The 21,115-nt window shown below is 71.0% G+C and carries 23 protein-coding genes; 15 read left to right on the forward strand and 8 right to left on the reverse strand.

Annotated elements, in window-relative coordinates:
• Positions 1-23: 23 nt before the first annotated feature.
• The 3 genes from AB0F52_RS36495 to AB0F52_RS36505 form a co-directional block, all read right to left on the reverse strand.
• Complete coding sequence (locus tag AB0F52_RS36495) at positions 24-1,187, reverse strand: acyl-CoA dehydrogenase family protein (protein ID WP_360180817.1); 1,164 nt, start codon at positions 1,185-1,187, stop codon at positions 24-26.
• Positions 1,188-1,203: 16 nt separating this feature from the next.
• The gene (locus tag AB0F52_RS36500; protein ID WP_360180819.1) at positions 1,204-2,394 is read right to left on the reverse strand and encodes an FAD-dependent oxidoreductase; all 1,191 of its coding nucleotides are present in this window, start codon (positions 2,392-2,394) and stop codon (positions 1,204-1,206) included.
• A gap of 183 nt (positions 2,395-2,577) precedes the next feature.
• Positions 2,578-3,141 (reverse strand): XRE family transcriptional regulator, encoded by a 564-nt coding sequence (locus tag AB0F52_RS36505; RefSeq protein ID WP_360180821.1) that lies wholly within the window; start codon positions 3,139-3,141, stop codon positions 2,578-2,580.
• Between the two features lie 68 nt (positions 3,142-3,209).
• Between AB0F52_RS36505 and AB0F52_RS36510 the strand changes: the two genes are divergently transcribed.
• The 5 genes from AB0F52_RS36510 (at position 3,210) to AB0F52_RS36530 (ending at position 6,586) form a co-directional block, all read left to right on the forward strand.
• Entirely contained in the window at positions 3,210-3,902 is a 693-nt protein-coding gene (locus AB0F52_RS36510) for an AzlC family ABC transporter permease (protein ID WP_360180823.1), read from the forward strand.
• The gene (locus AB0F52_RS36515) at positions 3,902-4,222 is read left to right on the forward strand and encodes an AzlD domain-containing protein (RefSeq protein WP_360180825.1); all 321 of its coding nucleotides are present in this window, start codon (positions 3,902-3,904) and stop codon (positions 4,220-4,222) included. The genes AB0F52_RS36510 and AB0F52_RS36515 overlap by 1 nt, the downstream gene beginning before the upstream one ends.
• 308 nt (positions 4,223-4,530) lie before the next feature.
• Positions 4,531-5,151, forward strand: a complete 621-nt coding sequence (pdxT, locus tag AB0F52_RS36520; protein WP_360180827.1) for a pyridoxal 5'-phosphate synthase glutaminase subunit PdxT — start codon at positions 4,531-4,533, stop codon at positions 5,149-5,151.
• A 41-nt stretch (positions 5,152-5,192) separates the two neighbouring features.
• On the forward strand, positions 5,193-5,948 hold the full coding sequence (locus AB0F52_RS36525; protein WP_013227126.1) for a YebC/PmpR family DNA-binding transcriptional regulator: 756 nt from the start codon (positions 5,193-5,195) through the stop codon (positions 5,946-5,948).
• 86 nt (positions 5,949-6,034) lie between these two features.
• Positions 6,035-6,586 (forward strand): DUF4262 domain-containing protein, encoded by a 552-nt coding sequence (locus AB0F52_RS36530; protein ID WP_360180829.1) that lies wholly within the window; start codon positions 6,035-6,037, stop codon positions 6,584-6,586.
• Here AB0F52_RS36530 and AB0F52_RS36535 read toward each other — a convergent pair.
• Positions 6,583-7,023 (reverse strand): cupin domain-containing protein, encoded by a 441-nt coding sequence (locus AB0F52_RS36535; protein ID WP_360180831.1) that lies wholly within the window; start codon positions 7,021-7,023, stop codon positions 6,583-6,585. The genes AB0F52_RS36530 and AB0F52_RS36535 overlap by 4 nt on opposite strands.
• A 75-nt stretch (positions 7,024-7,098) precedes the next feature.
• Here AB0F52_RS36535 and ruvC point away from each other — a divergent pair, with 75 nt between their 5' ends.
• From ruvC to AB0F52_RS36575, 8 genes are all read left to right on the forward strand, one after another.
• The gene (ruvC, locus tag AB0F52_RS36540) at positions 7,099-7,692 is read left to right on the forward strand and encodes a crossover junction endodeoxyribonuclease RuvC (RefSeq protein ID WP_360180833.1); all 594 of its coding nucleotides are present in this window, start codon (positions 7,099-7,101) and stop codon (positions 7,690-7,692) included.
• Entirely contained in the window at positions 7,689-8,288 is a 600-nt protein-coding gene (gene ruvA / locus AB0F52_RS36545; protein WP_360180835.1) for a Holliday junction branch migration protein RuvA, read from the forward strand. The genes ruvC and ruvA overlap by 4 nt, the downstream gene beginning before the upstream one ends.
• Before the next feature lie 8 nt (positions 8,289-8,296).
• Positions 8,297-9,364, forward strand: coding sequence for a Holliday junction branch migration DNA helicase RuvB (gene ruvB / locus AB0F52_RS36550; protein WP_360180837.1), 1,068 nt, complete (start codon positions 8,297-8,299; stop codon positions 9,362-9,364).
• Positions 9,365-9,499: 135 nt separating this feature from the next.
• Positions 9,500-9,910 carry a preprotein translocase subunit YajC gene (yajC, locus tag AB0F52_RS36555; protein ID WP_360180839.1) on the forward strand — a complete coding sequence of 137 codons (411 nt, stop codon included), beginning with the start codon at positions 9,500-9,502 and terminating at the stop codon, positions 9,908-9,910.
• A 238-nt stretch (positions 9,911-10,148) separates the two neighbouring features.
• Positions 10,149-11,942 (forward strand): protein translocase subunit SecD, encoded by a 1,794-nt coding sequence (secD, locus tag AB0F52_RS36560; protein WP_360180841.1) that lies wholly within the window; start codon positions 10,149-10,151, stop codon positions 11,940-11,942.
• Position 11,943: 1 nt separating this feature from the next.
• Positions 11,944-13,158: a protein translocase subunit SecF gene (gene secF, locus AB0F52_RS36565; RefSeq protein WP_360180843.1), complete on the forward strand. Its 1,215-nt coding sequence runs from the start codon at positions 11,944-11,946 to the stop codon at positions 13,156-13,158.
• A 1-nt stretch (position 13,159) separates the two neighbouring features.
• The gene (locus AB0F52_RS36570; RefSeq protein ID WP_360180845.1) at positions 13,160-13,678 is read left to right on the forward strand and encodes an adenine phosphoribosyltransferase; all 519 of its coding nucleotides are present in this window, start codon (positions 13,160-13,162) and stop codon (positions 13,676-13,678) included.
• 111 nt (positions 13,679-13,789) lie between these two features.
• A complete protein-coding gene (locus AB0F52_RS36575; protein ID WP_360180847.1) occupies positions 13,790-16,141 on the forward strand; it encodes a bifunctional (p)ppGpp synthetase/guanosine-3',5'-bis(diphosphate) 3'-pyrophosphohydrolase in 2,352 nt (783 codons plus the stop codon).
• On the opposite strand, the gene AB0F52_RS36580 is transcribed toward AB0F52_RS36575, so the two are convergent.
• The gene (locus tag AB0F52_RS36580) at positions 16,117-17,406 is read right to left on the reverse strand and encodes an amidohydrolase family protein (RefSeq protein WP_360180849.1); all 1,290 of its coding nucleotides are present in this window, start codon (positions 17,404-17,406) and stop codon (positions 16,117-16,119) included. The two genes, AB0F52_RS36575 and AB0F52_RS36580, sit on opposite strands and share 25 nt — an antisense overlap.
• 50 nt (positions 17,407-17,456) lie before the next feature.
• Between AB0F52_RS36580 and AB0F52_RS36585 the strand changes: the two genes are divergently transcribed.
• Positions 17,457-17,891 (forward strand): MarR family winged helix-turn-helix transcriptional regulator, encoded by a 435-nt coding sequence (locus AB0F52_RS36585; protein ID WP_360180851.1) that lies wholly within the window; start codon positions 17,457-17,459, stop codon positions 17,889-17,891.
• Positions 17,892-17,940: 49 nt separating this feature from the next.
• Here AB0F52_RS36585 and AB0F52_RS36590 read toward each other — a convergent pair whose 3' ends face one another.
• The 3 genes from AB0F52_RS36590 to AB0F52_RS36600 form a co-directional block, all read right to left on the reverse strand.
• On the reverse strand, positions 17,941-18,261 hold the full coding sequence (locus AB0F52_RS36590) for a hypothetical protein (protein ID WP_360180853.1): 321 nt from the start codon (positions 18,259-18,261) through the stop codon (positions 17,941-17,943).
• Between the two features lie 80 nt (positions 18,262-18,341).
• Complete coding sequence (locus tag AB0F52_RS36595) at positions 18,342-19,325, reverse strand: hypothetical protein (protein ID WP_360180855.1); 984 nt, start codon at positions 19,323-19,325, stop codon at positions 18,342-18,344.
• 103 nt (positions 19,326-19,428) lie between these two features.
• Positions 19,429-20,262 (reverse strand): alpha/beta hydrolase, encoded by an 834-nt coding sequence (locus AB0F52_RS36600; RefSeq protein ID WP_360180857.1) that lies wholly within the window; start codon positions 20,260-20,262, stop codon positions 19,429-19,431.
• Between the two features lie 73 nt (positions 20,263-20,335).
• On the opposite strand from AB0F52_RS36600, the gene AB0F52_RS36605 reads away from it, so the two are divergent.
• Positions 20,336-21,115 (forward strand): enoyl-CoA hydratase-related protein, encoded by a 780-nt coding sequence (locus tag AB0F52_RS36605; RefSeq protein ID WP_360180859.1) that lies wholly within the window; start codon positions 20,336-20,338, stop codon positions 21,113-21,115.

The following is a 21,115-nucleotide window of genomic DNA, read 5'->3' on the forward strand; positions in this document are numbered from 1 at the left end:
GCGCCGGCCGGCAGCCGTGCTTCTCAAGCGTGGTAGCCGTCCAGCCGGGACAGGACGTACAGCATGACCTCGTCGGCGCCGCCGCCGATCGACCACACGGGACTGTCCCGGAAGTACCGGGCGGTCCACATCTCCTCCATGTACCCGATGGCCCCGTGGAACTGCAGGCACGTCGCGGCGATGTCGCGGGCCAGGCGGCCCGCCTCCAGCTTCCCCACGGTCGCGAACCGGTTCACGTCCTCGCCGCGGACGTAGGCCTCCGCGGCCGCGTAGTTGTAGTGCCGCAGGACGTCCAGCCGCGCACTCAGCTCGGCCAGCGTGAAGGCGAGGTGCTGGTTGTCGATCAGTGGTTTGCCGAAGACCTTGCGGGTCTTCAGGTAGTCCGCGGTCCGGGTGAGGGCCGTCTCCATGCCGCCGACCGCCGCGTAGCTCAGGGCGAGGCGCTCGTTCTGGAACTGGCTCATCTGCTGGTAGAAACCGAGATCGATCTCGCCGATCGTGTTGGCGACCGGGACCCGCGCGTCGGTGAACGTCAGCTCGGCGGTGTCGGAGGAGCGCATGCCGAGCTTGTCGAGCTTGCGGGAGACCCGGAAGCCCGGGGTGTCCGCCGGGACGATGATCTGCGAGAGGCCGACGCCGCCGCCGGCCCCGCCGGCGGGGCTGTCGGATGTGCGGGCCAGCAGGCAGATCCAGTCCGCCTGGGTGCCGTTGGTGATGTAGGCCTTCGAGCCGTTGATCACCCAGTCGTCGCCGTCGCGCACCGCACGGGTCGTCAAGGCGGCCACGTCGGAGCCCGAATCGGGCTCGGTCACCGCGACCGCGCAGACCGCCTCGCCGTTGAGCGCGGGGACCAGGTACCGCTGCTTGAGTTCCTCGCTGCCGTACCGGTGCAGCGACGGGGTCGCCATGTCCGTCTGGATGCCGATACCCAGGGCCACGCCGGCGGGTCCGACGCGGCCGAGCTCCTCGTGCAGGATCACCGTGCAGAGGTGGTCCGCGCCCTGGCCGCCGTACGCCGGGTCGTACTCGAGGCCGAGCAGGCCGAGCTCGGCCAGTTTCGGGAACAGCTCGTGCGCGGGGAAGCTCCCGTTCGCTTCCCATTCGTCGGCGTACGGCCCGATTTCCTTTTCGGAGAACTCGCGGACCAGCTTGCGGAGCGCGACGTGCTCGGCGGTGAAGGTGACCATTTTCGCTCCGGTGGCTTCAGAGGAGGGCGAGCAGCTTCGGCGTGTAGAGGGCGTCGGGGGGCACTATTCCGGCCACCGTGTCGAGGTAGGTCGCGACGAGTTCCGGATCGGACTGCACGGCCCGCAGGAGGGCGAGCCGCTGCTGGTGGGCCGGAGCCAGCCGGGCGACGCCGAGCGTGGCCTGGTAGCCGGGGGTGAGGGACGTGTCCCGGTCTTCGGCGAACCGGGCGAGGGCGGCGTCGAGCCGCGCGGGATCGCCGCCGAGCGCGCTGCCCACCTCGGTCACCAGGCTTTCCGCCTGCCGGAACGCGTCGCTGATGCCGCGGGCGGTGATGGAGTCCTTGTGGTGCCCGGCGTCGCCGGCGAGGACCCAGCCGGGCCCGGTCGCCTGCCGGAAGAAGTTCTGCTGGTCACCGCTGCCGTGCAGGCGCTCCGCGGGCTCCCGGCCCCGCAGCCGCTCGTACAGCGCGGGCGCGGTGGCGCGGATCTGCTCCTCGTAGGCCCGGCGCGCGTCGGTGCGGACCTCCGCGAACCGGGACTGCGGGAAGTACGCCTGCACGATGGTCGCGTCGTCGTTGGTGCGCACGGCGGCCACCCAGCCGCCGGGGCGCTCGTACAGCTCCACGCCGTCGGCGGGCACGTCGGGCCAGTACGTGTGGTAGGCGCAGGTCATGAGCGGGTCCTGCACGTGGTACGGCGCCCCCACCAGCCGGGCGACGGTGGAGCGCATGCCGTCCGCGCCCACCACCAGACGCGCGTCTTCGGTGAAGGTCCGGCCCCCGTGCCGGCCTTCGACCCCGACGACCCGGCCCGTCGCGTCCCACCGCAGCCCGGTCACCCGGCAGCGGTCGCGGAACTCGGCCCCGGCCGCTACGGCCGCGTCCACCAGCAACGCGTCCAGGACACGGCGCCGCGGGGCGAACTTCGCCCGCTGTCCCGCCACGCCGCCGGCGCGCCCGTCGATGTGGACGTCGGCGATCTCGTAGACGGTTCGCTCCAGCGGCGGGCAGCCCGACGCGCGGACGTGGTCCAGCACTCCCCAGCGAGCGAGGGCCGCGATCCCGGGCTGGTGGACGAGGTGCGTGGAGAGGGTGTCGGAGCCGTAGGCCGACTTGTCGAGCAGGAGCACCCGGTGGCCCGCGCGGGCCAGCAACAGGGCGGTGGGCGCACCGGCGCAGCGCGCCCCGACCACGATGACGTCGTACATGCGGCTGCCTCACAACGAACGTCAGCGAGCCCCTGGCTCGCGAGGGACGGGATCGGCGGGCGCGGCGAGGGCGGACGGCTGGTCCGGAGCGGCGTCGCGACCGGTGCCAACCTATGGGGGAAAGCGTGGGCGGACCCACTTCGACCGTGCTCTTCGGCCGCCGTCCCCGAAACCGGTGGCGGTTCAGATGTATTCGGAGATCTCGACGCCGTAGGTCCCCGGCTCGAGGGCTTCGAAGATGTGCGGGACGTCGCCGGGGTAGCAGATGTAGTCGCCGGGCAGGAGCTCCTCCGGGTCGTCCATGACGCCGATCCGGGCGCGGCCGGCACACAGCACGATGTGCTCCACCACCCCGGTCATGTGCGGGTCGGAGCGGCGCGGGGTGCCCGGCTCGCCGCGGACGACGTAGATGTCGCGGCGGGCGCCGGAGGGGCAGGCCGACAGGAGCGTGCACGCGTAGTCGGCGTGTTCGGCGAACACCGTCGGCCCCTTGCCTGCGCGCACCACCCGGACCTTCGGCCGATCCGGTTCGACCAGCCGGGAAAAGGGTACGTCGAGAGCGACGCCGAGGGCCCACAACGTCTCGACGCTCGGGTTGCCGGTACCCGACTCGAGCTGCGAGAGCGTCGACTTGGCCAGGCCGGCGCGGCGCGCGACCTCGGTCAGCGACAGTCCCGCGCGCGTCCGTTCGCGGCGCAGCGAGGCCGCGATGATCTCCAGCGGCGCCCCGGTGGCTTCCTGAGACATGCTGTTCGCTCCATCGGTCTTTTCGTTCGTCTTGACGAACACGGGGCCTTGCGTTCACTCTAGAACACATGCGTTCGATATGGCGAACACTCGATCGGGGCCTCGCCCGTGACATCGGCCTGGTCTGTCTCGCCGATTGTCTCGTGGGGGTTTCCTACGGCGCCATCGCGGTGAGCTCCGGCTTCCCCCTGTGGCTGCCGATGCTGATGTCGCTGGTGGTCTTCGCCGGGGCGTCGCAGTTCATGTTCATCGGCATCGTCGCCGCGGGCGGCAACCCGTTCGCCGCGGTGCTGGCCGGGCTGCTGGCCAACGCGCGGCACCTGCCGTTCGGCTTCGCGATCGGCGACGTCCTGGGGAAGCGGTGGGCGGCCCGGCTGGCGGGCAGCCACCTGATGATCGACGAATCGGTCGCGTTCGCGCTGGCCCAGCGCGAGGCGCACCGCCGGCGCGCCGCGTACTGGGCGTGCGGGATCGGCCTGTTCCTCTGCTGGAACATCGGCGTGGTCGGCGGGGCGTACGCCGGGACGGCGATCAGCGACACGGACGCGTTCGGCCTGGACGCGGCGTTCCCGGCGGTGCTGCTGGCGCTCGTGCTGCCCTCGCTGCGCGACAAGGCGGCCCGGCTGCCGGTGCTGATCGGGGTGCTGGTCGCCCTGGTGGCGACGCCGTTCCTGCCCGCGGGACTGCCGGTGCTGCTCGCGCTGGCCGGCGTGCTGGCCGGGGTGGCCGCGAAGGAGCCCGAGCTGGAGGAGGCGCGCTGATGGACGGCGTGGAACTGCTGATCGCCACGGGGGTGCTGGCACTCGGGACGTTCGCGTTCCGGTTCGCCGGGCCGGCGCTGCGCAGCCGCGTGAAGCTGACCCCGAAGACCGAGCGGCTGATGGCACTGGCGGCCGTGGTGCTGCTGGCGGCGCTGGTCGCGGTCAGCGCGCTGACCGAGGGACACGGGTTCGCCGGAATCGCCCGGCCGGCGGGGGTGCTGGTGGCCGGGGTGCTGGCGTGGCGGAAGGCGCCGTTCGCGCTGGTGGTGGTGGCCGCCGCGGCGACGGCGGCGCTGCTGAGGCTGGCCGGAGTGCCCTGACAGCCCGCGCCGGGTCGGGCCGGCGTGCGGCAAGGGGCATCAGGCGTGATCAGGCGGGCATCACGCGTGTTCCAGCGGGCATCATGCGTGAGCCAAGGGGCATCACGGGTGATGCCTGCCCAATCACGGGTGATGCCTGCCCAATCACGGGTGATGCCCGCCCAATCACGGGTGATGCCCGCCCCGGACACGGTGATGCCCCGATCGGGCCGGGTGTCGGTGACGGCGGGCGGGAGGCGGTTCTGACCTGCCGGTAAGCCGCCGAGCCGGTGCGTCTAGGCTGGTGGGAAGGTCTTTCGGGAGGTCGGGTGTCGTCGGAGCCGGTCATCGGTGTGCTCGCCATGCAGGGTGCCGTGCGCGAGCACGTCGCGATGCTGGCCGAAGCGGGGGCGCGGGCCGTGCCGGTCCGGCGGGCCGGTGAGCTGTCCGAAGTGGACGGTTTGGTGCTGCCCGGTGGCGAGTCCACCACCATGTCGCGGCTGCTGGAGAGCTTCGAACTGCTGGAACCCCTCAGAGCGCGGATCGCCGAGGGACTGCCCGCCTTCGGGTCGTGCGCCGGGATGATCCTCCTGGCGCGGCAGACCCTCGACGGGCGGCCCGACCAGCAGCAGCTCGGCGGCCTGGACGTCGTCGTCCGGCGCAACGCCTTCGGCAGGCAGGTCGACTCGTTCGAGGCGGACCTCGACTTCGCCGAGGTCGACAGCGGGCCCGTGCACGCCGTGTTCATCCGCGCGCCCTGGGTCGAGAAGGCCGGGGACGGCGTCGAGGTGCTGGCCACGGTCAGCGGCGTGCCCGGCGTGGACGAGGAGACCGCTAGGATCGTCGCGGTCCGGCAAGGGGCGGTGCTGGCGACCGCGTTCCACCCGGAACTCACGCCCGACGTGCGGGTGCACCGGCTGTTCGTCGACCTTGTGCGAAAGGCCGGCTGAGACGCGGTGCCCGGCCGGGGTACGGAACAGATGGAGGAGAGATGAGCGGCCACTCCAAGTGGGCCACCACGAAGCACAAGAAGGCCAACCTCGACGCGAAGCGCGGCAAGCTCTTCGCGCGGTTGATCAAGAACATCGAGGTGGCCGCGCGGACCGGCACCGGTGGTGGCGACCCGGATGGCAACCCCACGCTCTACGACGCCATCCAGAAGGCGAAGAAGAACTCGGTCCCGCAGGACAACATCGAGCGCGCCCGCAAGCGCGGCGCCGGTGAAGAGGCCGGTGGCGCCGACTGGCAGGACATCACGTACGAGGGCTACGGCCCCAACGGCGTGGCGGTGCTGATCGAGTGCCTCACCGACAACAAGAACCGCGCCGCGATGGAGGTCCGCACCGCGCTCACGCGCAACAACGGCTCCCTCGCCGACCCGGGGTCGGTCGCGTACATGTTCAACCGCAAGGGCGTGGTGATCATGCCGAAGGGCGACGCCACCGAGGACGACGTCCTCATGGCGGTGCTCGACGCCGGCGCCGAAGAGGTCAACGACCTCGACGAGAGCTTCGAGATCGTCTGCGAGGGCGGCGACCTGGTGCCGGTGCGCAAGGCGCTCCAGGAGGCCGGGTTCGAGTACGAGTCGGCGGAGCTCACCTTCCTCCCGACGGTGAACGTCCCCCTCGACGTCGACGGCGCGAAGAAGGTCTTCAAGCTGATCGACGCCCTCGAGGATTGCGACGACGTCCAGAACGTCTACGCGAACTTCGATGTATCGGACGAGGTGCTCGCCGAAGTCGGCTGAATTTTCCCTTGCACCGCACCGCTTTCGTGCCCGGGCCGGAAACTTTCCGGCCCGGGCACTGGGCTCCGGCGGGCTCGTCAGGCAGAATGTGCGCCGTGACCTCGACGACCCCCGCCGCTCCCGCCGACATCACCGCCGAACTGTCCGCGGAAGAACTGCGCCTCATCGAATGGATCGAGGGGCAGGCGAAGGAGCGCGGCAACGCCGTCATCAACGTCGCCGCCGACGACGAGGGTGCCGGCTACAGCTTCACCGCGTGCGCGTGGGCGTTGCACAACGTGCCGGAGGCCGTCGTGGTCGGGCTGCCCGGCCAGATGGGCCAGGTGCTGCTCGACGCCTACGTCGACCGGGCCGCCAACGGCGAGATCTTCGAGGTCGGCCGGCGCTACGACGACTTCTTCGACGGCGTCCCGGTGGTCCTCGAGCGCGTCAACAAGGGGCACTACCCCGAGTACTTCGGCACGGCGTTCCTCATCTACCCGGACGGCGACTTCCCGGCGCTGCAGCTGATCGTCGCGACGCCGGAGGGCAAGTTCCCCTGGCACCCGGACGCGCCCGAGGGGTTCGCGCGGTGGCAGCTGGTGCTGACCGAGAGCGGTGCTCCGGAAAGCTGGACCCCCGGCGTCGACGGGCCCTAGAACTTCCGCAGGTCGGCGGCCGCTTCCGGATACTTCAGCGCCAGCTCGGCCGCGGCCGCGAACTCCACGCAGTCGTCGGTGTAGGGCGGCACCACGACCGTGCCCAGCAGGCTCCACGCGCCGCACGTGACGGTGGCCTGCCACGTCCCGGCGGGCACCACGACCTGCGGGCGTTCCCCGGCGGCGACGTCGGTCCCCAGCACCGGCCGCTCGACCGAGCCGTCCGGGTGCAGCAGCAGCATGGCCGCGGGCGCGCCGGCGTGGTGGGCGTAGACCTCGACCCGGTCCAGGCGGTGCGGGGCGGAGGACTCCGGCGCGACGAGCAGGTAGTAGATCGCCGAGCCGGTCTCCGACCGCCAGCTCTGCGCCCACCGCCCGCCTTCGACGGGCAGCGGCTGAAGGCCCAGGTGGGTGACGAAATCCGATGGCTCCGGCATGTCACCCATCCTGCCGCAGGCCCGGCCAGTAGCCTGCAAGCTCGAACTGGTGTTCGCGGCGGGAAGGAAACACGGGTGCGCGTGCTCGGGGTCGACCCCGGTCTGACCAGGTGCGGCCTGGGGGTGGTCGACGGCGGCAAGGGCCGGGCCGTCCGCTGCGTCGCGGTCGACGTCGTGCGGACGCCGGCGGACGCCGATCTGGCGCACCGCCTGCTCGGCATCTCCGACGAGGTCGAGCGGTGGCTGGACAAGTACAAGCCGCAGGCCGTGGCCGTCGAGCGCGTCTTCGCCCAGCACAACGTCCGCACCGCTATGGGGACCGCCCAGGCCGGTGGCGTGGTCGCGCTCGCCGCCGCGCGCCGGGGCCTGCCGGTCGTCTTCCACACCCCGAGCGAGGTCAAGGCCGCCGTCAGCGGGTCCGGCCGGGCCGACAAGGCGCAGGTCACCGCCATGGTGATGCGCCTGCTCAACCTCGAGGTCGCCCCGCACCCGGCCGACGCCGCGGACGCCCTCGCCCTGGCCATCTGCCACCTCTGGCGGGAGCCGATGCGGGCCCGGCTCGCCGAGGCCGAAGCCCGCGCGGCCGAGATGGCCCGCACGCACAAAGCCCGCCTCGCCGCGGCGGCGAAACTGGCGAACCAAGCCAAGAACCCAGGAGCAGCACGATGATCTCGTCGGTACGCGGAGAAGTCCTGTCGGTCGGCCTCGACCACGTCGTGGTCGAGGTCGGCGGGGTCGGCTTCGCCGTGCAGGCCACCCCGGCGACACTGGCGACCCTGCGCCGCGGCGAAGAGGCCCGGTTGCACACCGCGCTGATCGTCCGCGAGGACTCGCTGACGTTGTTCGGCTTCGCCGACGCCGACGCGCGCGAGCTGTTCGGGCTGCTGCAGACGGTGTCCGGGATCGGGCCGCGGCTCGCGCTGGCCACCCTCGCCGTGCTCGACCCCGGCAAGCTGCGGGCCGCGCTGGTCGAAGGCAACATCACCGTGCTCACCTCGGTGCCCGGCATCGGCCGCAAGGGCGCCGAACGGCTCACCCTCGAACTGCGCGACAAGGTCACCGCGCTCGGCGGCGGCCCCGGCGACGCGCCCGCCGTCACCGCCCCCGGCGCCCTGCGCGCCGAGGTCGTCGAGGCGCTGGCCGGGCTCGGGTTCCCGGCCAAGCAGGCCGAGCAGGCCGTCGACAAGGTCCTCGCCGACGGTGACGGCCACACGACGGCCGGCGTGCTGCGCGCCGCCCTGGCCACCCTCGGCCGGAAGCGGTAGGGGCGGGCATGGAGTATGAAGCCGTGGAGGAAGAGGAAGCCCTCTCGGCGTGGGCCCAGACCGGCGAAGAGAACGTCGAGGGCACGCTGCGGCCGCGCAAGCTCGACGAGTTCGTCGGCCAGCCGCGCGTGCGCGAGCAGCTCGAGCTGGTGCTGGAGAGCGCGCGCCGCCGCGGCGTGCCGCCCGACCACGTCCTGCTGTCCGGGCCGCCCGGGCTGGGCAAGACGTCGATGGCGATGATCGTCGCGGCCGAGCTGGGCGCGGCCATCCGGATCACCTCCGGCCCGGCCCTCGAGCGGGCCGGCGACCTCGCCGCGATGCTGTCCAACCTCGCGCCCGGCGACGTCCTGTTCATCGACGAGATCCACCGGATCGCCCGCCCCGCCGAGGAGATGCTCTACCTCGCCATGGAGGACTTCCGCGTCGACGTCGTCGTCGGCAAGGGCCCGGGCGCCACCAGCATCCCGCTGGAAATCGCCCCGTTCACGCTGGTCGGCGCGACCACCCGGTCCGGCTCGCTGACCGGCCCGCTGCGGGACCGGTTCGGCTTCACCGGCCAGATGGAGTTCTACACCGACGCCGAGCTGGAGCTGGTCGTCCGCCGCGCCGCGACGATCCTCGACATCCCGATCGACCGCGACGGCTGCGCCGAGATCGCCGGCCGTTCGCGGGGCACGCCCCGGATCGCGAACCGGCTGCTGCGGCGCGTCCGCGACTACGCCGAGGTCCGCGCCGACGGCAAGGTGACCCGCGACGTCGCCCGCGCCGCGCTGGCCGTCTACGACGTCGACGAGCTGGGTCTCGACCGGCTCGACCGGGCCGTGCTCACCGCGCTGACCAGGTCCTTCGGCGGCGGGCCGGTGGGCATCTCGACGCTGGCGGTGGCCGTGGGGGAGGAGGCGACCACGGTGGAAGAGGTCTGCGAGCCCTACCTCGTGCGCGCCGGTATGCTCGCCCGCACCCCGCGTGGCCGCGTCGCGACCGCGACCGCGTGGGAACACCTCGGCATGGTGCCGCCCGCGGACCTCCCGGGGCGCCCGGACCCGGGCGGGCCGTCGCTGTTCGAGCAGGACTGAGTTCGAACCGGCCAAGCGGCCCGTACCGGCGGGTGGGTGCTGGCGTCCGCGCTGGTACCTGGCACACTCGACAGGAGCACATACCCAAAAACCGGACATTTCGGCTGGGCCCGGGTGTCCGTCGAACGGAGAATCATGCAACAGCTATTGCTGCCCCTGCTGCTCGTGCTCGTCCTCGCCGTGCCGCTGGTGATGAGCACGCGAAAGCAGAAGAAGCAGCAGGCCGCGCAGCAGGACCTGCAGAGCAGCCTGGCGCCCGGTGACCGCGTGATGACCACGTCCGGTCTGTACGGCACCGTCGCCGACACTTCGGGCGACACCACGATCGACATCGAGATCGCTCCCGGTGTCGTCACCACCTGGCTGCGGCTGGCCGTCCGCGAGAAGGTCGAGCCGGTCGTCGAGACCGAAGAGGACTCCGTCGACGAGGTGGCGGAGACCCCCGCCGAGGAGCCCTCGATCATCGAGTCGACCTCCGGCATCAAGGCCGACGAGCCGCAGACCACCGCGCAGGTGGCGCCGCCGCTGGAGCACGGCAAGAAGTAGCCTTCCGCGGCACTCCTGGGCGGGAGCGGGGGAATCCCGACGAAAGTCGGTACGGCCTCGCACGCCGGGCTCACGCAGCACCGAGTAGTGTCTCGGTGCTGCGTGCGTGTCCGCCGTCATACCCGTGCCCGGGAGTGAATCGCACACGGTCGGTGAATGCACACAGTCCCTCCCGGTAACCCTCCGGGCGGGCACCGCAACGTGGGGGTCCACCCCGTCCGAGGAGACCGAAGCAACCGTGGCAGCTTCAGCCGGGCATCTCCGCCCGGGACGCTATCTCGCCCTGTTCGCCCTGATCGTGATCGTCTTGTACGCGCTGGTGTTCCTCACCGGCAACCACAAGCCGACCCCGAAGCTGGGCATCGACCTGCAGGGTGGCACCCGGGTCACGCTCACCGCCCGCACTCCCGACGGCGGCCAGCCGACCCGCGAGTCCCTGAACCAGGCGCGCCAGATCATCGAACGGCGCGTCAACGGGATCGGCGTCGGCGGCACCGAGGTCCTCCTCGACGGCAACAACGTCGTCATCACCGTTCCGGGCGAGCAGGGCGACCAGGCGAAGAGCCTGGGCAAGACCGCGAAGCTGGGCTTCCGGAAGGTCGTCTCGGCCGCCACCCAGCCGGTGGTGCCGCCGCAGACCGCGCCGCCGGCCACGACCCCGCCCACGTCGGGCGCCCCGAACAGCTCGACGCCGCCGTCTTCGGGCGCGCCGGCAGCGAGCTCGGGTGCCCCGACCAGCAAGCCCGGTGGCGGTGGCACCCCGGGCGCGGCGCTCGCGCAGCAGCAGAGCACCACGCCGGCCGCGCCGAGCAGCAGCACCCCGCCGCCGCCGGCGTCGACCCCGGCACCGGCGCCCTCGGACGGCTCGGTCGACGCGGAGACCGCGAAGGAGATCCAGGCCGCCAAGGCCCTCCGGCAGAACCCGCAGCTGGTCGGCGCCGACGGCCAGCCGAACCAGGAGCTCGTCTCGAAGGCGATGGCGGCGCTCACCTGCGCGCCGAACGCCAAGGACCCCCTCGAGGGCAACGACGACCCGCGGCTGCCGCTGGTCGCCTGCGGTGACCACGACACCTACAAGTACCTGATGGAGCCGGAGTTCCTGCCGGGTACCGAGATCGCGGACGCGAACTCGAGCTACAACTCGCAGAACGGCCAGTGGGTGGTGAACCTCAACTTCAAGAGCGAGGGCACCAAGATCTGGGCGGACTTCACGACGAAGAACGTCAACCAGCAGGCCGCGTTCGTGCTCGACACGCAGGTCGTGTCCGCGCCGAACATCCAGGTCGCGATCGTCGACGGCAACACCCAGATCACCGGCAAGTTCACCCAGGCCGAGGCCAAGGACCTGTCGGACATCCTCAAGTACGGCTCGCTGCCGTTGTCGTTCGCCTCCTCGGACGCGACGACGGTGTCGGCCACCCTCGGCCTGGCTTCCCTGCAGGCCGGCCTGATCGCCGGCGGCATCGGCCTGCTGGTGGTCTTCATCTACTGCCTGTTCTACTACCGGCTGCTCGGCGTGCTCACCATCCTGTCGCTGGCCCTGTCCGGCGCGCTGGTGTTCGCGGTGCTGGTGCTGCTCGGCCGCTGGATCGGCTACACGCTGGACCTCGCGGGCATCGCCGGCCTGATCATCGCCATCGGCATCACGGCGGACTCGTTCGTCATCTACTTCGAACGGCTCAAAGACGAAATCCGGGAGGGCCGGACGTTCCGGTCCGCGGTGCCGCGCGGCTGGGTCCGCGCCCGGCGCACCATCCTGGCTTCGGACGGCGTGAGCTTCCTGGCCGCGGCCATCCTGTACGTCATCGCGGTCGGCGACGTCCAGGGCTTCGCGTTCACCCTCGGCATGTCCACGGTGCTCGACCTGGTCGTCGTGTACCTGGTGACGCACCCGCTGGTGGCCATGGTGTCCACGTCCAAGAACGCGTTCCTGTCCAATCCGAGGCACCTGGGCCTCGGCGCCGTGCAGCAACTGGGTTCGCAGCGGAAGAAGTCGACCTCGGTCGGCCGCGCGAACGTGAAGGAGGCCTGACGTGGGGGTCGAACAACTGGGCACGGACGCCGAAGGCAACGCCAAGGTGGCGGCGAAGCCCGGCAAGAGGGAAAGCGTCTTCCACCGGCTGTACGTGGGCACCGGCGCGTTCGACGTCGTCGGCAAGCGCAAGCGCTGGTACATCTTCTTCGCGGCCCTGGTGCTGGTGTGCCTCGCCTCGATGATCTTCCGCGGCTTCAACATCGGCATCGAGTTCGAGGGCGGCACGCAGATCCAGCTGCCGGCCAACGGCATCCACGGCGTGATCACCGAGGACCAGGCCAAGGAGTCGTTCCAGAAGGCCCTCGGCCACCCGGCCGCGGAGACGCAGAAGGTCGGCACGGGTGCCGCGTCGACCATCCAGATCCGCACCGACACGCTGAACGCGGCCGACGTCGGCAAGCTCAAGCAGGGGCTGTTCCAGGACCTGGGCCCGAAGGGCACCAACGGCCAGCCCAGCGTCCAGGCGATCAGCGACAGCGCGGTGAGCGCGTCGTGGGGCGGGGAGATCTCGCAGAAGGCACTGCTCGCGCTCGCGGTGTTCCTCGTCGCGGTGGTCATCTTCCTGGCGATCTACTTCGACGCGCGGATGGCCGTGGCCGCGCTGGTCTCGCTGCTGCACGACATCCTGGTCACCGCGGGGGTGTACTCGCTGGTCGGCTTCGAGGTCACCCCGGCGACCGTGATCGGCCTGCTGACCATCCTCGGGTTCTCGCTGTACGACACGGTGGTGGTGTTCGACAAGGTCCGCGAGAACACGCGCGGCCTGCTCGGGCTGACCCGCCGCACGTACGCCGAGGCCGCGAACCTCGCGCTGAACCAGACCCTGATGCGGTCGTTCAACACGGCGTTCATCGCGCTGCTGCCCATCCTCGGCCTGCTGATCGTCGGGTACGTGCTGCTCGGCTCGGGCACGCTGCAGGACCTGGCCCTGGTGCAGCTCACCGGTACCCTCGTCGGCGTCCTGTCGTCGGTCGCCCTGGCGACGCCGCTGCTGGTCGACTTCAAGATGCGCGACCCGAAGTACCAGCAGCAGGCCGAGCGGGTCCGGCAGCGCCGGGTCAGCCAGGAGCGCAAGGCCGCGGGCGAAGACTTCGACGCCTCGGACGACGACGCGCTGGCGAAGGAACTGCGCAAGGAGAAGGCGTACGCGGCCGCGTCCAGCGTCCCCGCCCGGATCCAGAAGCAGCGCCCGGCCGGGAAGCGGAAGCGCTGACGTGCAGCTCGACGATGCCCTCGGCCTGATCGCCGAGGTGCCGGACTTCCCCGAGCCCGGCGTACTGTTCCGCGACCTGAGCCCGCTGTTCGCGGACGCGGGTGCGTTCAGAGCGGTGACCGACGCGCTGGCGGGCACCCTCGACGTTGGCGTCGAGGCGCTCGCCGGCGTGGAGGCCCGCGGCTTCCTCCTCGCCGCGGCCGTCGGGTACGCCCGCGGCCTCGGCGTGGTGCTGATCCGCAAGCCCGGCAAGCTGCCGCAGGTGGCGGGCCGCGTCGACTACGCCCTGGAGTACGGCACGGCGACGGTGGAGCTCCCGGCCGGCGTGGTCAAGCCGGGCCAGCGGATCGCGGTCCTGGACGACGTCCTGGCCACGGGCGGCACGGTCGCGGCCACCGGCAAGCTCCTGGAGGACGCGGGCGCGGTGGTCGACAGCGTGTCGGTCGTCCTGGAACTGGCCGCCCTGGGCGGCCGCCAGGTCCTCGGCGACTGGAAGGTCCACGCCCTGCAGGTCTGCTGAACCGGCTGGTCCGGGCTCCGGCGTCCCCCTGAACGGGCGCACCCGACAGGGCTGCGAGGTGCAACGGCTACCCTGGTGGTCCGAAGGCCGCACGAGCAGCAGGAGGTGCGGGTGAGCCAGGAGCTCGACGCCGCGGTGCCCGCGAAGCAGGGCGCCCCGCAGAACGGGCAGGCGGCAACGCCCGCGCCGCCGAAGCCGAACGGTGCGGCGCCGAACCCGTCCGCGACCCGGCGGGTCCGGGCGCGGCTCGCCCGGCGGATCACCGCGCAGCGCGCCGCCCCGGTCAAGCAGGTCCTCGAACCCCTGGCCGTCATCCACCGCGAGCTGCACCCCAACGGCGACCTCGGCCTGCTCCAGCGCGCCTACGACGTCGCCGAGGAACTGCACCGCAACCAGCGGCGCAAGTCCGGCGACCCGTACATCACCCACCCCCTGGCCGTCGCCACCATCCTCGCCGAGCTGGGCATGGACACGACCACGCTCGTCGCGGCCCTGCTGCACGACACGGTCGAGGACACCGGTTACGCCGTCGAGAGCCTGAAGGCCGACTTCGGCGACAAGGTCGCCGAGCTGGTCGACGGCGTCACGAAGCTGGACAAGGTGCAGCTCGGCTCGTCCGCCGAAGCCGAGACCATCCGCAAGATGGTCATCGCGATGGCCAAGGACCCCCGGGTGCTGGTCATCAAGCTCGCCGACCGGCTGCACAACATGCGCACCATGCGCTTCCTGCCGCCGGAGAAGCAGGCCCGCAAGGCCCGCGAGACCCTGGAAGTGCTCGCGCCGCTGGCCCACCGGCTCGGCATGGCCACGGTCAAGTGGGAGCTGGAGGACCTCGCGTTCGCCATCCTGCAGCCCAAGAAGTACGACGAGATCGTCCGCCTGGTCGCCGACCGCGCGCCCTCGCGTGACATCTACCTGCGGTCGGTGATCACGGACCTGACCAGCAACCTCGTGTCGTCGCGGATCACCGCGAAGGTCGAGGGCCGGCCGAAGCACTACTACTCGATCCACCAGAAGATGATCGTCCGCGGCCGCGACCTCGACGACATCCACGACCTGGTCGGCGTGCGGATCCTGGTCGAGGACGTCCGCGACTGCTACGCGGCGATGGGTGTCGTGCACGCGCTGTGGCAGCCGGTGCCCGGCCGGTTCAAGGACTACATCGCGCAGCCGCGCTTCGGCGTCTACCAGTCGCTGCACACCACGGTGATCGGCCCCGACGGCAAGCCCCTCGAGGTGCAGATCCGCACCTACGAGATGCACCGCACCGCCGAGTACGGCATCGCCGCCCACTGGCGCTACAAGGAAACCAAGGGCACCCACAGCGGCAACGGCATGGACGTCGACGAGATGGCCTGGATGCGCCAGCTCCTCGACTGGCAGCGGGAGGCGGCGGACCCGGGCGACTTCCTCGAGTCGCTGCGCTACGAGCTGGCCTCGCGCGAGATCTTCGTGTTCACGCCGAAGGGAGACGTGATCACGCTCCCGGTCGAGTCCACGCCGGTCGACTTCGCCTACGCCGTGCACACCGAGGTCGGCCACCGCTGCATCGGCGCCCGCGTCAACGGCCGCCTGGTCGCGCTCGAACGCAAGCTGGAGAACGGCGAAGTCGTCGAGATCTTCACGTCGAAGGCGGAGAACGCCGGGCCGTCGCGGGATTGGCTGCAGTTCGCCGGCTCACCGAAGGCGCGTGCCAAGATCCGGCAGTGGTTCGCCAAGGAACGCCGCGACGAGGCGATCGAAGGCGGCAAGGAAGCCATCACCAAGGAGATCCGCAAGGTCGGCCTGCCGATCCAGCGGCTGGTCTCCGCGGAGTCGATGGGCGCGGTGGCCACCGAGCTGCGCCACGCCGACATCTCGTCGCTGTACGCGGCGGTCGGCGAGGGCCACACGAGCGCGAAGCACGTCGTGCAGCGCCTGGTCGCGCTGATCGGCGGTGTCGACGCCGCGGAGGAGGAGCTCGCCGAGCGCGCGACGCCGTCCACGGTGACCCGCCGCCGCGGCTCCAACGACGTCGGCGTGGTGGTCAAGGGCGCCAGCGACGTCTGGGCGAAGCTGGCCCGCTGCTGCACGCCGGTGCCGGGCGACGAAATCCTCGGGTTCGTGACCCGCGGCGGCGGTGTTTCGGTGCACCGCACCGACTGCACGAACGCCGGCGACCTGCAGTCCCAGCCCGAGCGGCTGGTCGAGGTCGAGTGGGCGCCCTCGGCGTCCTCGGTGTTCCTGGTGGCCATCCAGGTCGAGGCGCTCGACCGGCACCGCCTGCTTTCGGACGTGACCAAGGTGCTGGCCGACGAGAAGGTCAACATCCTGTCGGCTTCGGTGACAACGTCGCGGGACCGGGTCGCGGTCAGCCGGTTCTCGTTCGAGATGGGCGACACGAAGCACCTCGGCCACGTCCTCAAGGTGGTCCGCGGCGTGGAAGGCGTCTACGACGTCTACCGCGTGACGTCCGCTTCCTGAGGCTGCCACGACCCGTCGACCGGGATGCCCGCGGCCGCGGCGATCCGGTCGCGGGACTCGAGCAGCCGCGCGCGCAGGGCCGGGAGGTCCGGGCCGAGCAGCCTGCCGTGGCGTTTGACCGCCGTTCCGGCGACGAAGACGCTGTCGACCAGGCCGGGGTGACCGGCGCTGACGATCGTGCCGATGGCGTCGCCCACGGGGAAGACCGCCGGGTCCTCGGCGTCGAGCAGGACCAGGTCGGCGTCCTTGCCGACGGTGATGCTGCCGGTCCGGGCGCCGAGCCCGCAGGTCCGGGCACCGTCCACCGTGGCGAACGCGAGGACGTCCCGGGTCGTGAGGGCGCCGCGTTCGGCGGCCAGCGCGGTGCGCATAGCGGAGAACATGTCGCCGCCGGCGGACGGGCAGTCGTCGATCGACAGCGACGGGCGGATCCCGGCCGCCAGGGCCCGGCCGGTGATGGGCGGTTCGAAGCCCATCTTCAGCTCGACGTCCGGGCTGACCGACACCGAGCCGCCCGCGTCGGCCAGCATCACCAGCTGGTCGTCGGAGAGGCCGTTGCCGTGGACGACGGTCGTGTGGTCGTCGAGCAGGCCGCGCTCGTGCAGTTCCGCGATCGGCCGGTCGCCGTGCGGCCAGCCGGCGGTGCCGTGGACGTGCATGCTCACCGGCAGGCCGAGTTCCCGCGCCAGCGCGATGTCCGCGGCGGTTTCGTCCAGTGTGGACATCACCGGGCCGCGCAGGCCGAGGGCCATGTCTTCGCCCGGGAGCAGGGCCCGGACCCGCCGGATCTCCGGCGCGATGTCCGGACCCGCGGCGCCGTAGCAGAAGATCGAGCGGCCCGGCGCGTCACGCAGTGCCTGGATCGCGGCGTCGGCGTTCTCGGGGCGGTCGGCGCGGTGGAACCAGTCGAGCAGGGTGGTGACACCCGAGCTCAGCGCTTCGATCCGGCCGAGCAGGTTGCCCAGGTACACGTCTTCCGGGCGGTAGTGCGGCCCGAGTGTGCCGTGCACGGCGACGCGGTACTGCCCGAACGTCCAGTCGGCACCGAGACCGCGGAACGCGGTCTGCCAGGTGTGCCGGTGGGTGTCCACGAACCCGGGAAGGACGATCTTGCCTCCCGCGTCGACGACCTCGGCCCCGGCCGCGTCCAGGCCCGGGCCCACCGCGGCGATCCGGCCGTCCTCGATGAGCACGTCCCCGCGGGGGAGCGTCCCGACCGCCGGATCCATGCTGACCACCAGGCCACCGCGCACGAGTGTGTTCATCAGCGTCCTCCCAAGAGTTGATGTGTCAACTCTAGCTTAGACTCTCCGGCATGGACATGAGCCCCGAGGACTGGGCGTTCTGGGACACCTGGATGCGCGCGCACCGCCTGCTCGTCCGCGAGCTCGACCGCGGCCTGCAGCGCGACTGCGGCATCTCGAAGGCCGAGTTCAGCGTGCTGGTGACGCTGCGGCGCCCGATGCGCGTCGGCGAGCTCGCCGACGCGCTCGGCTGGGAGAAGAGCCGGGTCGCGCACCTGTTGACGCGCATGGAGAAGCGCGGCCTGGTCGCGCGGACCGAGGACGGGGCCGGCGGCCGGCGCACCGGGATCGAGCTCACCGAGGAGGGCCGCCGCCTGGCCGGAAGCGCGACGAGGGTCCACGGCGCCAACATCCGCCGGTCCGTCCTCGACCACCTCACCCCCGACCAGGCGGCGACCATCCGGTCCTGGAGCGAGCAGCTGATCGAGCGCGTCGAGCCGGGCTAGTGCTCCGGCTGTAGACCGCGATCATGCCGGTCGGGTACCGGGGCCTGGCTCAGCCGGGCTGGTCGGCGGAGGGGCTGATGGCGCTGTCCGGGCCGTAGAAGCGGCCTTGGTCGCACAGTGCGTCGATCTCGGCGTTGTCGTCTTCGCTCAGTTGTGTCTCGAGCGCCTCACTGATGACGCGCCGGGCCCGAGCCAATCGCCGAGCGACGTCCCAGTCTGCGATGAATTCGCCGACGGCGTACCCGTCGACGGTTCCGGCTGCCCGACGGGATCCGAGCCGGTCAAGGGAAACGACGAACTCGTTCAGGTCCCGCAGCACGGCGACGACCTCGCTGAGGGGCATGCGGATCTCTCGGGAAGACATGTCCATCGGCCGATTCAACCCCAGAGTCGATGCACCGACTCGACCGGTCCCACGGCGACGCCGGCACCGGCCCGGGCTCAGCCGGGTCATCCGGAAGTCGTCGACACCAGCAGGGCGACGAACGAGATGCCGAGGCTGAGCCAGGAAGCCAAGGGAAACACGAAGTCTTTCATTACTTCCCACCGGCCTCGATCCCGCATGGGATCGAGGAACAGGATGTCACGCTCGATCGCTCGTTCCGCGGCATCGGAGCGCGACTTGAGGCCCGAATACCCGCGGCGTACTTCCGGAATGAGGTCCTCCCGTCCGGCGATGACGACGATGGTCACGTCGAGCAAGAAGCTGCAGAGAGCGTCGATCTGCTCGGGCTCCAGATAATCGGGTGTGTCGACGTCCAGCAGTGGACGGGCGAGTCGTGCGGCACGCTCGGAAAGTGCCGGCGGTGATGCCCAGGTCCACTGCTCCGTCTGGATGACGAGGAACAGCGCACGAGCCGCCGATCCGGCGAGCTTGAGCGCGCGACTCGCGTCACCGTCGTTCCGCCAGGCGGCGAACATCGCGCCGACACTTCGGTAGAAGCGCACCTGGCTGCGGTCGTCCGCGCCTTTGGCGAACCGGATGCTGAACCTTATCGACTTGGCTGACAGATACAGCGCGGTCGCCACTGTGTAGAAACCCAAAGCGATCAAGGTGATATTCGTCCAAGTCGGCGAAGCCGGCAAAAACACCAAGTCGATCGGCTGTTGCGGGCGAGGCGTCGAGCTGTCCATGTCGCGGGCCCTCAAGACGGCAAAGCTCACCAGGATGAGCAGTGAGGACACTCCTGTGGTGATGGCAACCGTTCTCAGGCGCCTGAAGCGGAGTCTTCGGAACGCCTGGAACTGTTCCGAGGTTGCCTCCCGGGTGGTGAAGAGTGCGAGCCTGGCCTCGAATGTCGCCCTGTCGATGCGAGGAAAGTCTCCGCAAATCCAGGAAAATATCCGCCCAAGGGGAGTTCGGGGGACAATCATGTCCGGAAAAGTGCGTTGTTTTGGTCTCGGCCGGTCACCGGTCGTGCGCTGGTCGGGCATGGCGGCCATGCTAGGACACCAAACGCCTTACCCATAAGCAGCCGAAGGCGCGATGGCGCGGAATTGCTCGGACAAGATCTGGTCGAGTGCAGAAGATCTTCGGCTAGAGGAACTTCCGCAGCAGGGCGTTGACCTCGTCCGGCCGTTCCATCGACGGCAGGTGCCCGGTGTCGGCCAGTTCCACGAGTTCGGCGTGCGGCAAGGACTCCGTCAGGTGCGCCGACAGCTCCACCAGCCCCGGCGCGTCCGACGTCCCGATCACCACCATGGCCGGCGTGGTGATCTCGGCGAGCCGGTAACGGGTGCCGGGGATCCGCTCCGTCCACTGTGGAGCCGTCCAGTCGTGGCGGTACATCTGCGTGCACATTTCCCGGACCAGCGCGAGCATTTCGCCCGGCAGCACGGAGACCTCTCGCGCCGGCCCGGCGACCAGGTACCGGATGTTGGCCTCCGCCATGGCCCGCGCGTCCGCCGGGTCCACCTCCCCTTGCCGGGCCTGGTAGCGGGCGAACCGGTCGGCGGGGACGGCCTCGGCGGCCAGCCGGGCGAAGTCCGCCAGCATGGGGTCCGGCCAGGTGTGCCCGGTGAGACCCGAGCCGAGCAGCGCCAGCCGGGTGATCCGCTCCGGTGCGGCGAGGGCTGCGTCCAGCGCGCACGCCCCGCCCATCGACGCCCCCACCAGCGCGGCCTGCTCGATCCCCCAAGCATCGAGCAACGCCAGCAGATCCTCGTAGTGGGCGTGTTCACCGGTTTCGCCGCGGGTCTCCCCGAACCCGCGGCGGTCGTAGCGGATCACCCGGTGGGTGGCGGCGAGCTCGGTGAACTGCGCGTCCCACATCCGGCGGTCGCCCAGTGCGGCGTGCAGCAGCACGACCGCGGGCCCCTCTCCCGCGTCGTCGTAGCCGAACGCCGTCCCGCCCACCTCGATCGCCGCCATGGCCCCAAACTAGCCACCCGACCGCGTCACACACCGCCGGTTTCGCTGAGGGCGAGCGGATAAGGTGCCGGTCATGACCGACGGATTCGACCTGACGCGCGACGGCGAAGCCGCCCGCCTGACGCTGACCCGGCCGGAGAAGATGAACGCCATCACCTACGGCATGTGGGCGGCGATCCCGGACGTGGTCGCCGAGGTGGAGGCCGATCCGGCGCTGAAAGTGCTGGTGATCGCCGGTGCGGGCGAGCACTTCTCCGCCGGCGCCGACATCAGCGAATTCGGGGAGCTGCGCACCACGGCCGACGGCGCGGCGAGCTACGACAAGGCCGTCGAAGGCGCGGTCGCCGCCCTCACCGCGATGCGCAAGCCGTCGGTCGCGATGATCCGGGGCAACTGCATCGGCGGCGGCTGCCAGGTCTCGGTCGCCTGCGACTTCCGGTTCGCCGCCGAGGGTGCGCGGTTCGGCATCACCCCCGCGAAGCTCGGCATCGTCTACCACTTCGACTCGACGCGCCAGATCGTCTCGCTCGTCGGGCCGGCCCACGCCAAGTACTTCCTGCTCTCCGGTGAGCTGATCACCGCCGTCCGCGCCCGCGAGATCGGCCTGCTCAACGACGTCTTCCCGGCCGATGACCTCGAAGCCTCGACGCTGGCGTTCGCGGAGACGTTGTGCGCGCGGTCCCAGGCGTCGATCCGCGGGATGAACCGGATCATCGAAAAGATCGTCGCCGGGCAGGAAACCCCGGACGCCGAGGTCGAGGAGATCCGCTCGGAAGCCCTGCACGGCGAGGACTACGCCGAGGGGGTCGCCGCGTTCCTGGCGCGGCGCCCGCCGCGGTTCACCTTCCGCTGA

It is taken from the genome of Amycolatopsis sp. NPDC024027 (genome assembly GCF_040638975.1).
GTDB lineage: Bacteria > Actinomycetota > Actinomycetes > Mycobacteriales > Pseudonocardiaceae > Amycolatopsis.

Bases quoted from the DNA above. Each gene is read 5' to 3' on its own strand.
- ruvA (WP_360180835.1), top strand. From the start codon at position 7,689: ATGATCTCGTCGGTACGCGGAGAAGTCCTGTCGGTCGGCCTCGACCAC.
- AB0F52_RS36580 (WP_360180849.1), bottom strand. From the start codon at position 17,406: ATGAACACACTCGTGCGCGGTGGCCTGGTGGTCAGCATGGATCCGGCG.
- AB0F52_RS36495 (WP_360180817.1), bottom strand. From the start codon at position 1,187: ATGGTCACCTTCACCGCCGAGCACGTCGCGCTCCGCAAGCTGGTCCGC.
- AB0F52_RS36515 (WP_360180825.1), top strand. From the start codon at position 3,902: ATGGACGGCGTGGAACTGCTGATCGCCACGGGGGTGCTGGCACTCGGG.
- AB0F52_RS36510 (WP_360180823.1), top strand. From the start codon at position 3,210: ATGCGTTCGATATGGCGAACACTCGATCGGGGCCTCGCCCGTGACATC.
- AB0F52_RS36595 (WP_360180855.1), bottom strand. From the start codon at position 19,325: ATGCCCGACCAGCGCACGACCGGTGACCGGCCGAGACCAAAACAACGC.
- AB0F52_RS36535 (WP_360180831.1), bottom strand. From the start codon at position 7,023: ATGCCGGAGCCATCGGATTTCGTCACCCACCTGGGCCTTCAGCCGCTG.
- AB0F52_RS36530 (WP_360180829.1), top strand. From the start codon at position 6,035: ATGTGCGCCGTGACCTCGACGACCCCCGCCGCTCCCGCCGACATCACC.
- AB0F52_RS36585 (WP_360180851.1), top strand. From the start codon at position 17,457: ATGGACATGAGCCCCGAGGACTGGGCGTTCTGGGACACCTGGATGCGC.
- AB0F52_RS36525 (WP_013227126.1), top strand. From the start codon at position 5,193: ATGAGCGGCCACTCCAAGTGGGCCACCACGAAGCACAAGAAGGCCAAC.
- AB0F52_RS36605 (WP_360180859.1), top strand. From the start codon at position 20,336: ATGACCGACGGATTCGACCTGACGCGCGACGGCGAAGCCGCCCGCCTG.
- AB0F52_RS36505 (WP_360180821.1), bottom strand. From the start codon at position 3,141: ATGTCTCAGGAAGCCACCGGGGCGCCGCTGGAGATCATCGCGGCCTCG.
- yajC (WP_360180839.1), top strand. From the start codon at position 9,500: ATGCAACAGCTATTGCTGCCCCTGCTGCTCGTGCTCGTCCTCGCCGTG.
- AB0F52_RS36590 (WP_360180853.1), bottom strand. From the start codon at position 18,261: ATGGACATGTCTTCCCGAGAGATCCGCATGCCCCTCAGCGAGGTCGTC.
- AB0F52_RS36600 (WP_360180857.1), bottom strand. From the start codon at position 20,262: ATGGCGGCGATCGAGGTGGGCGGGACGGCGTTCGGCTACGACGACGCG.
- ruvB (WP_360180837.1), top strand. From the start codon at position 8,297: ATGGAGTATGAAGCCGTGGAGGAAGAGGAAGCCCTCTCGGCGTGGGCC.
- AB0F52_RS36500 (WP_360180819.1), bottom strand. From the start codon at position 2,394: ATGTACGACGTCATCGTGGTCGGGGCGCGCTGCGCCGGTGCGCCCACC.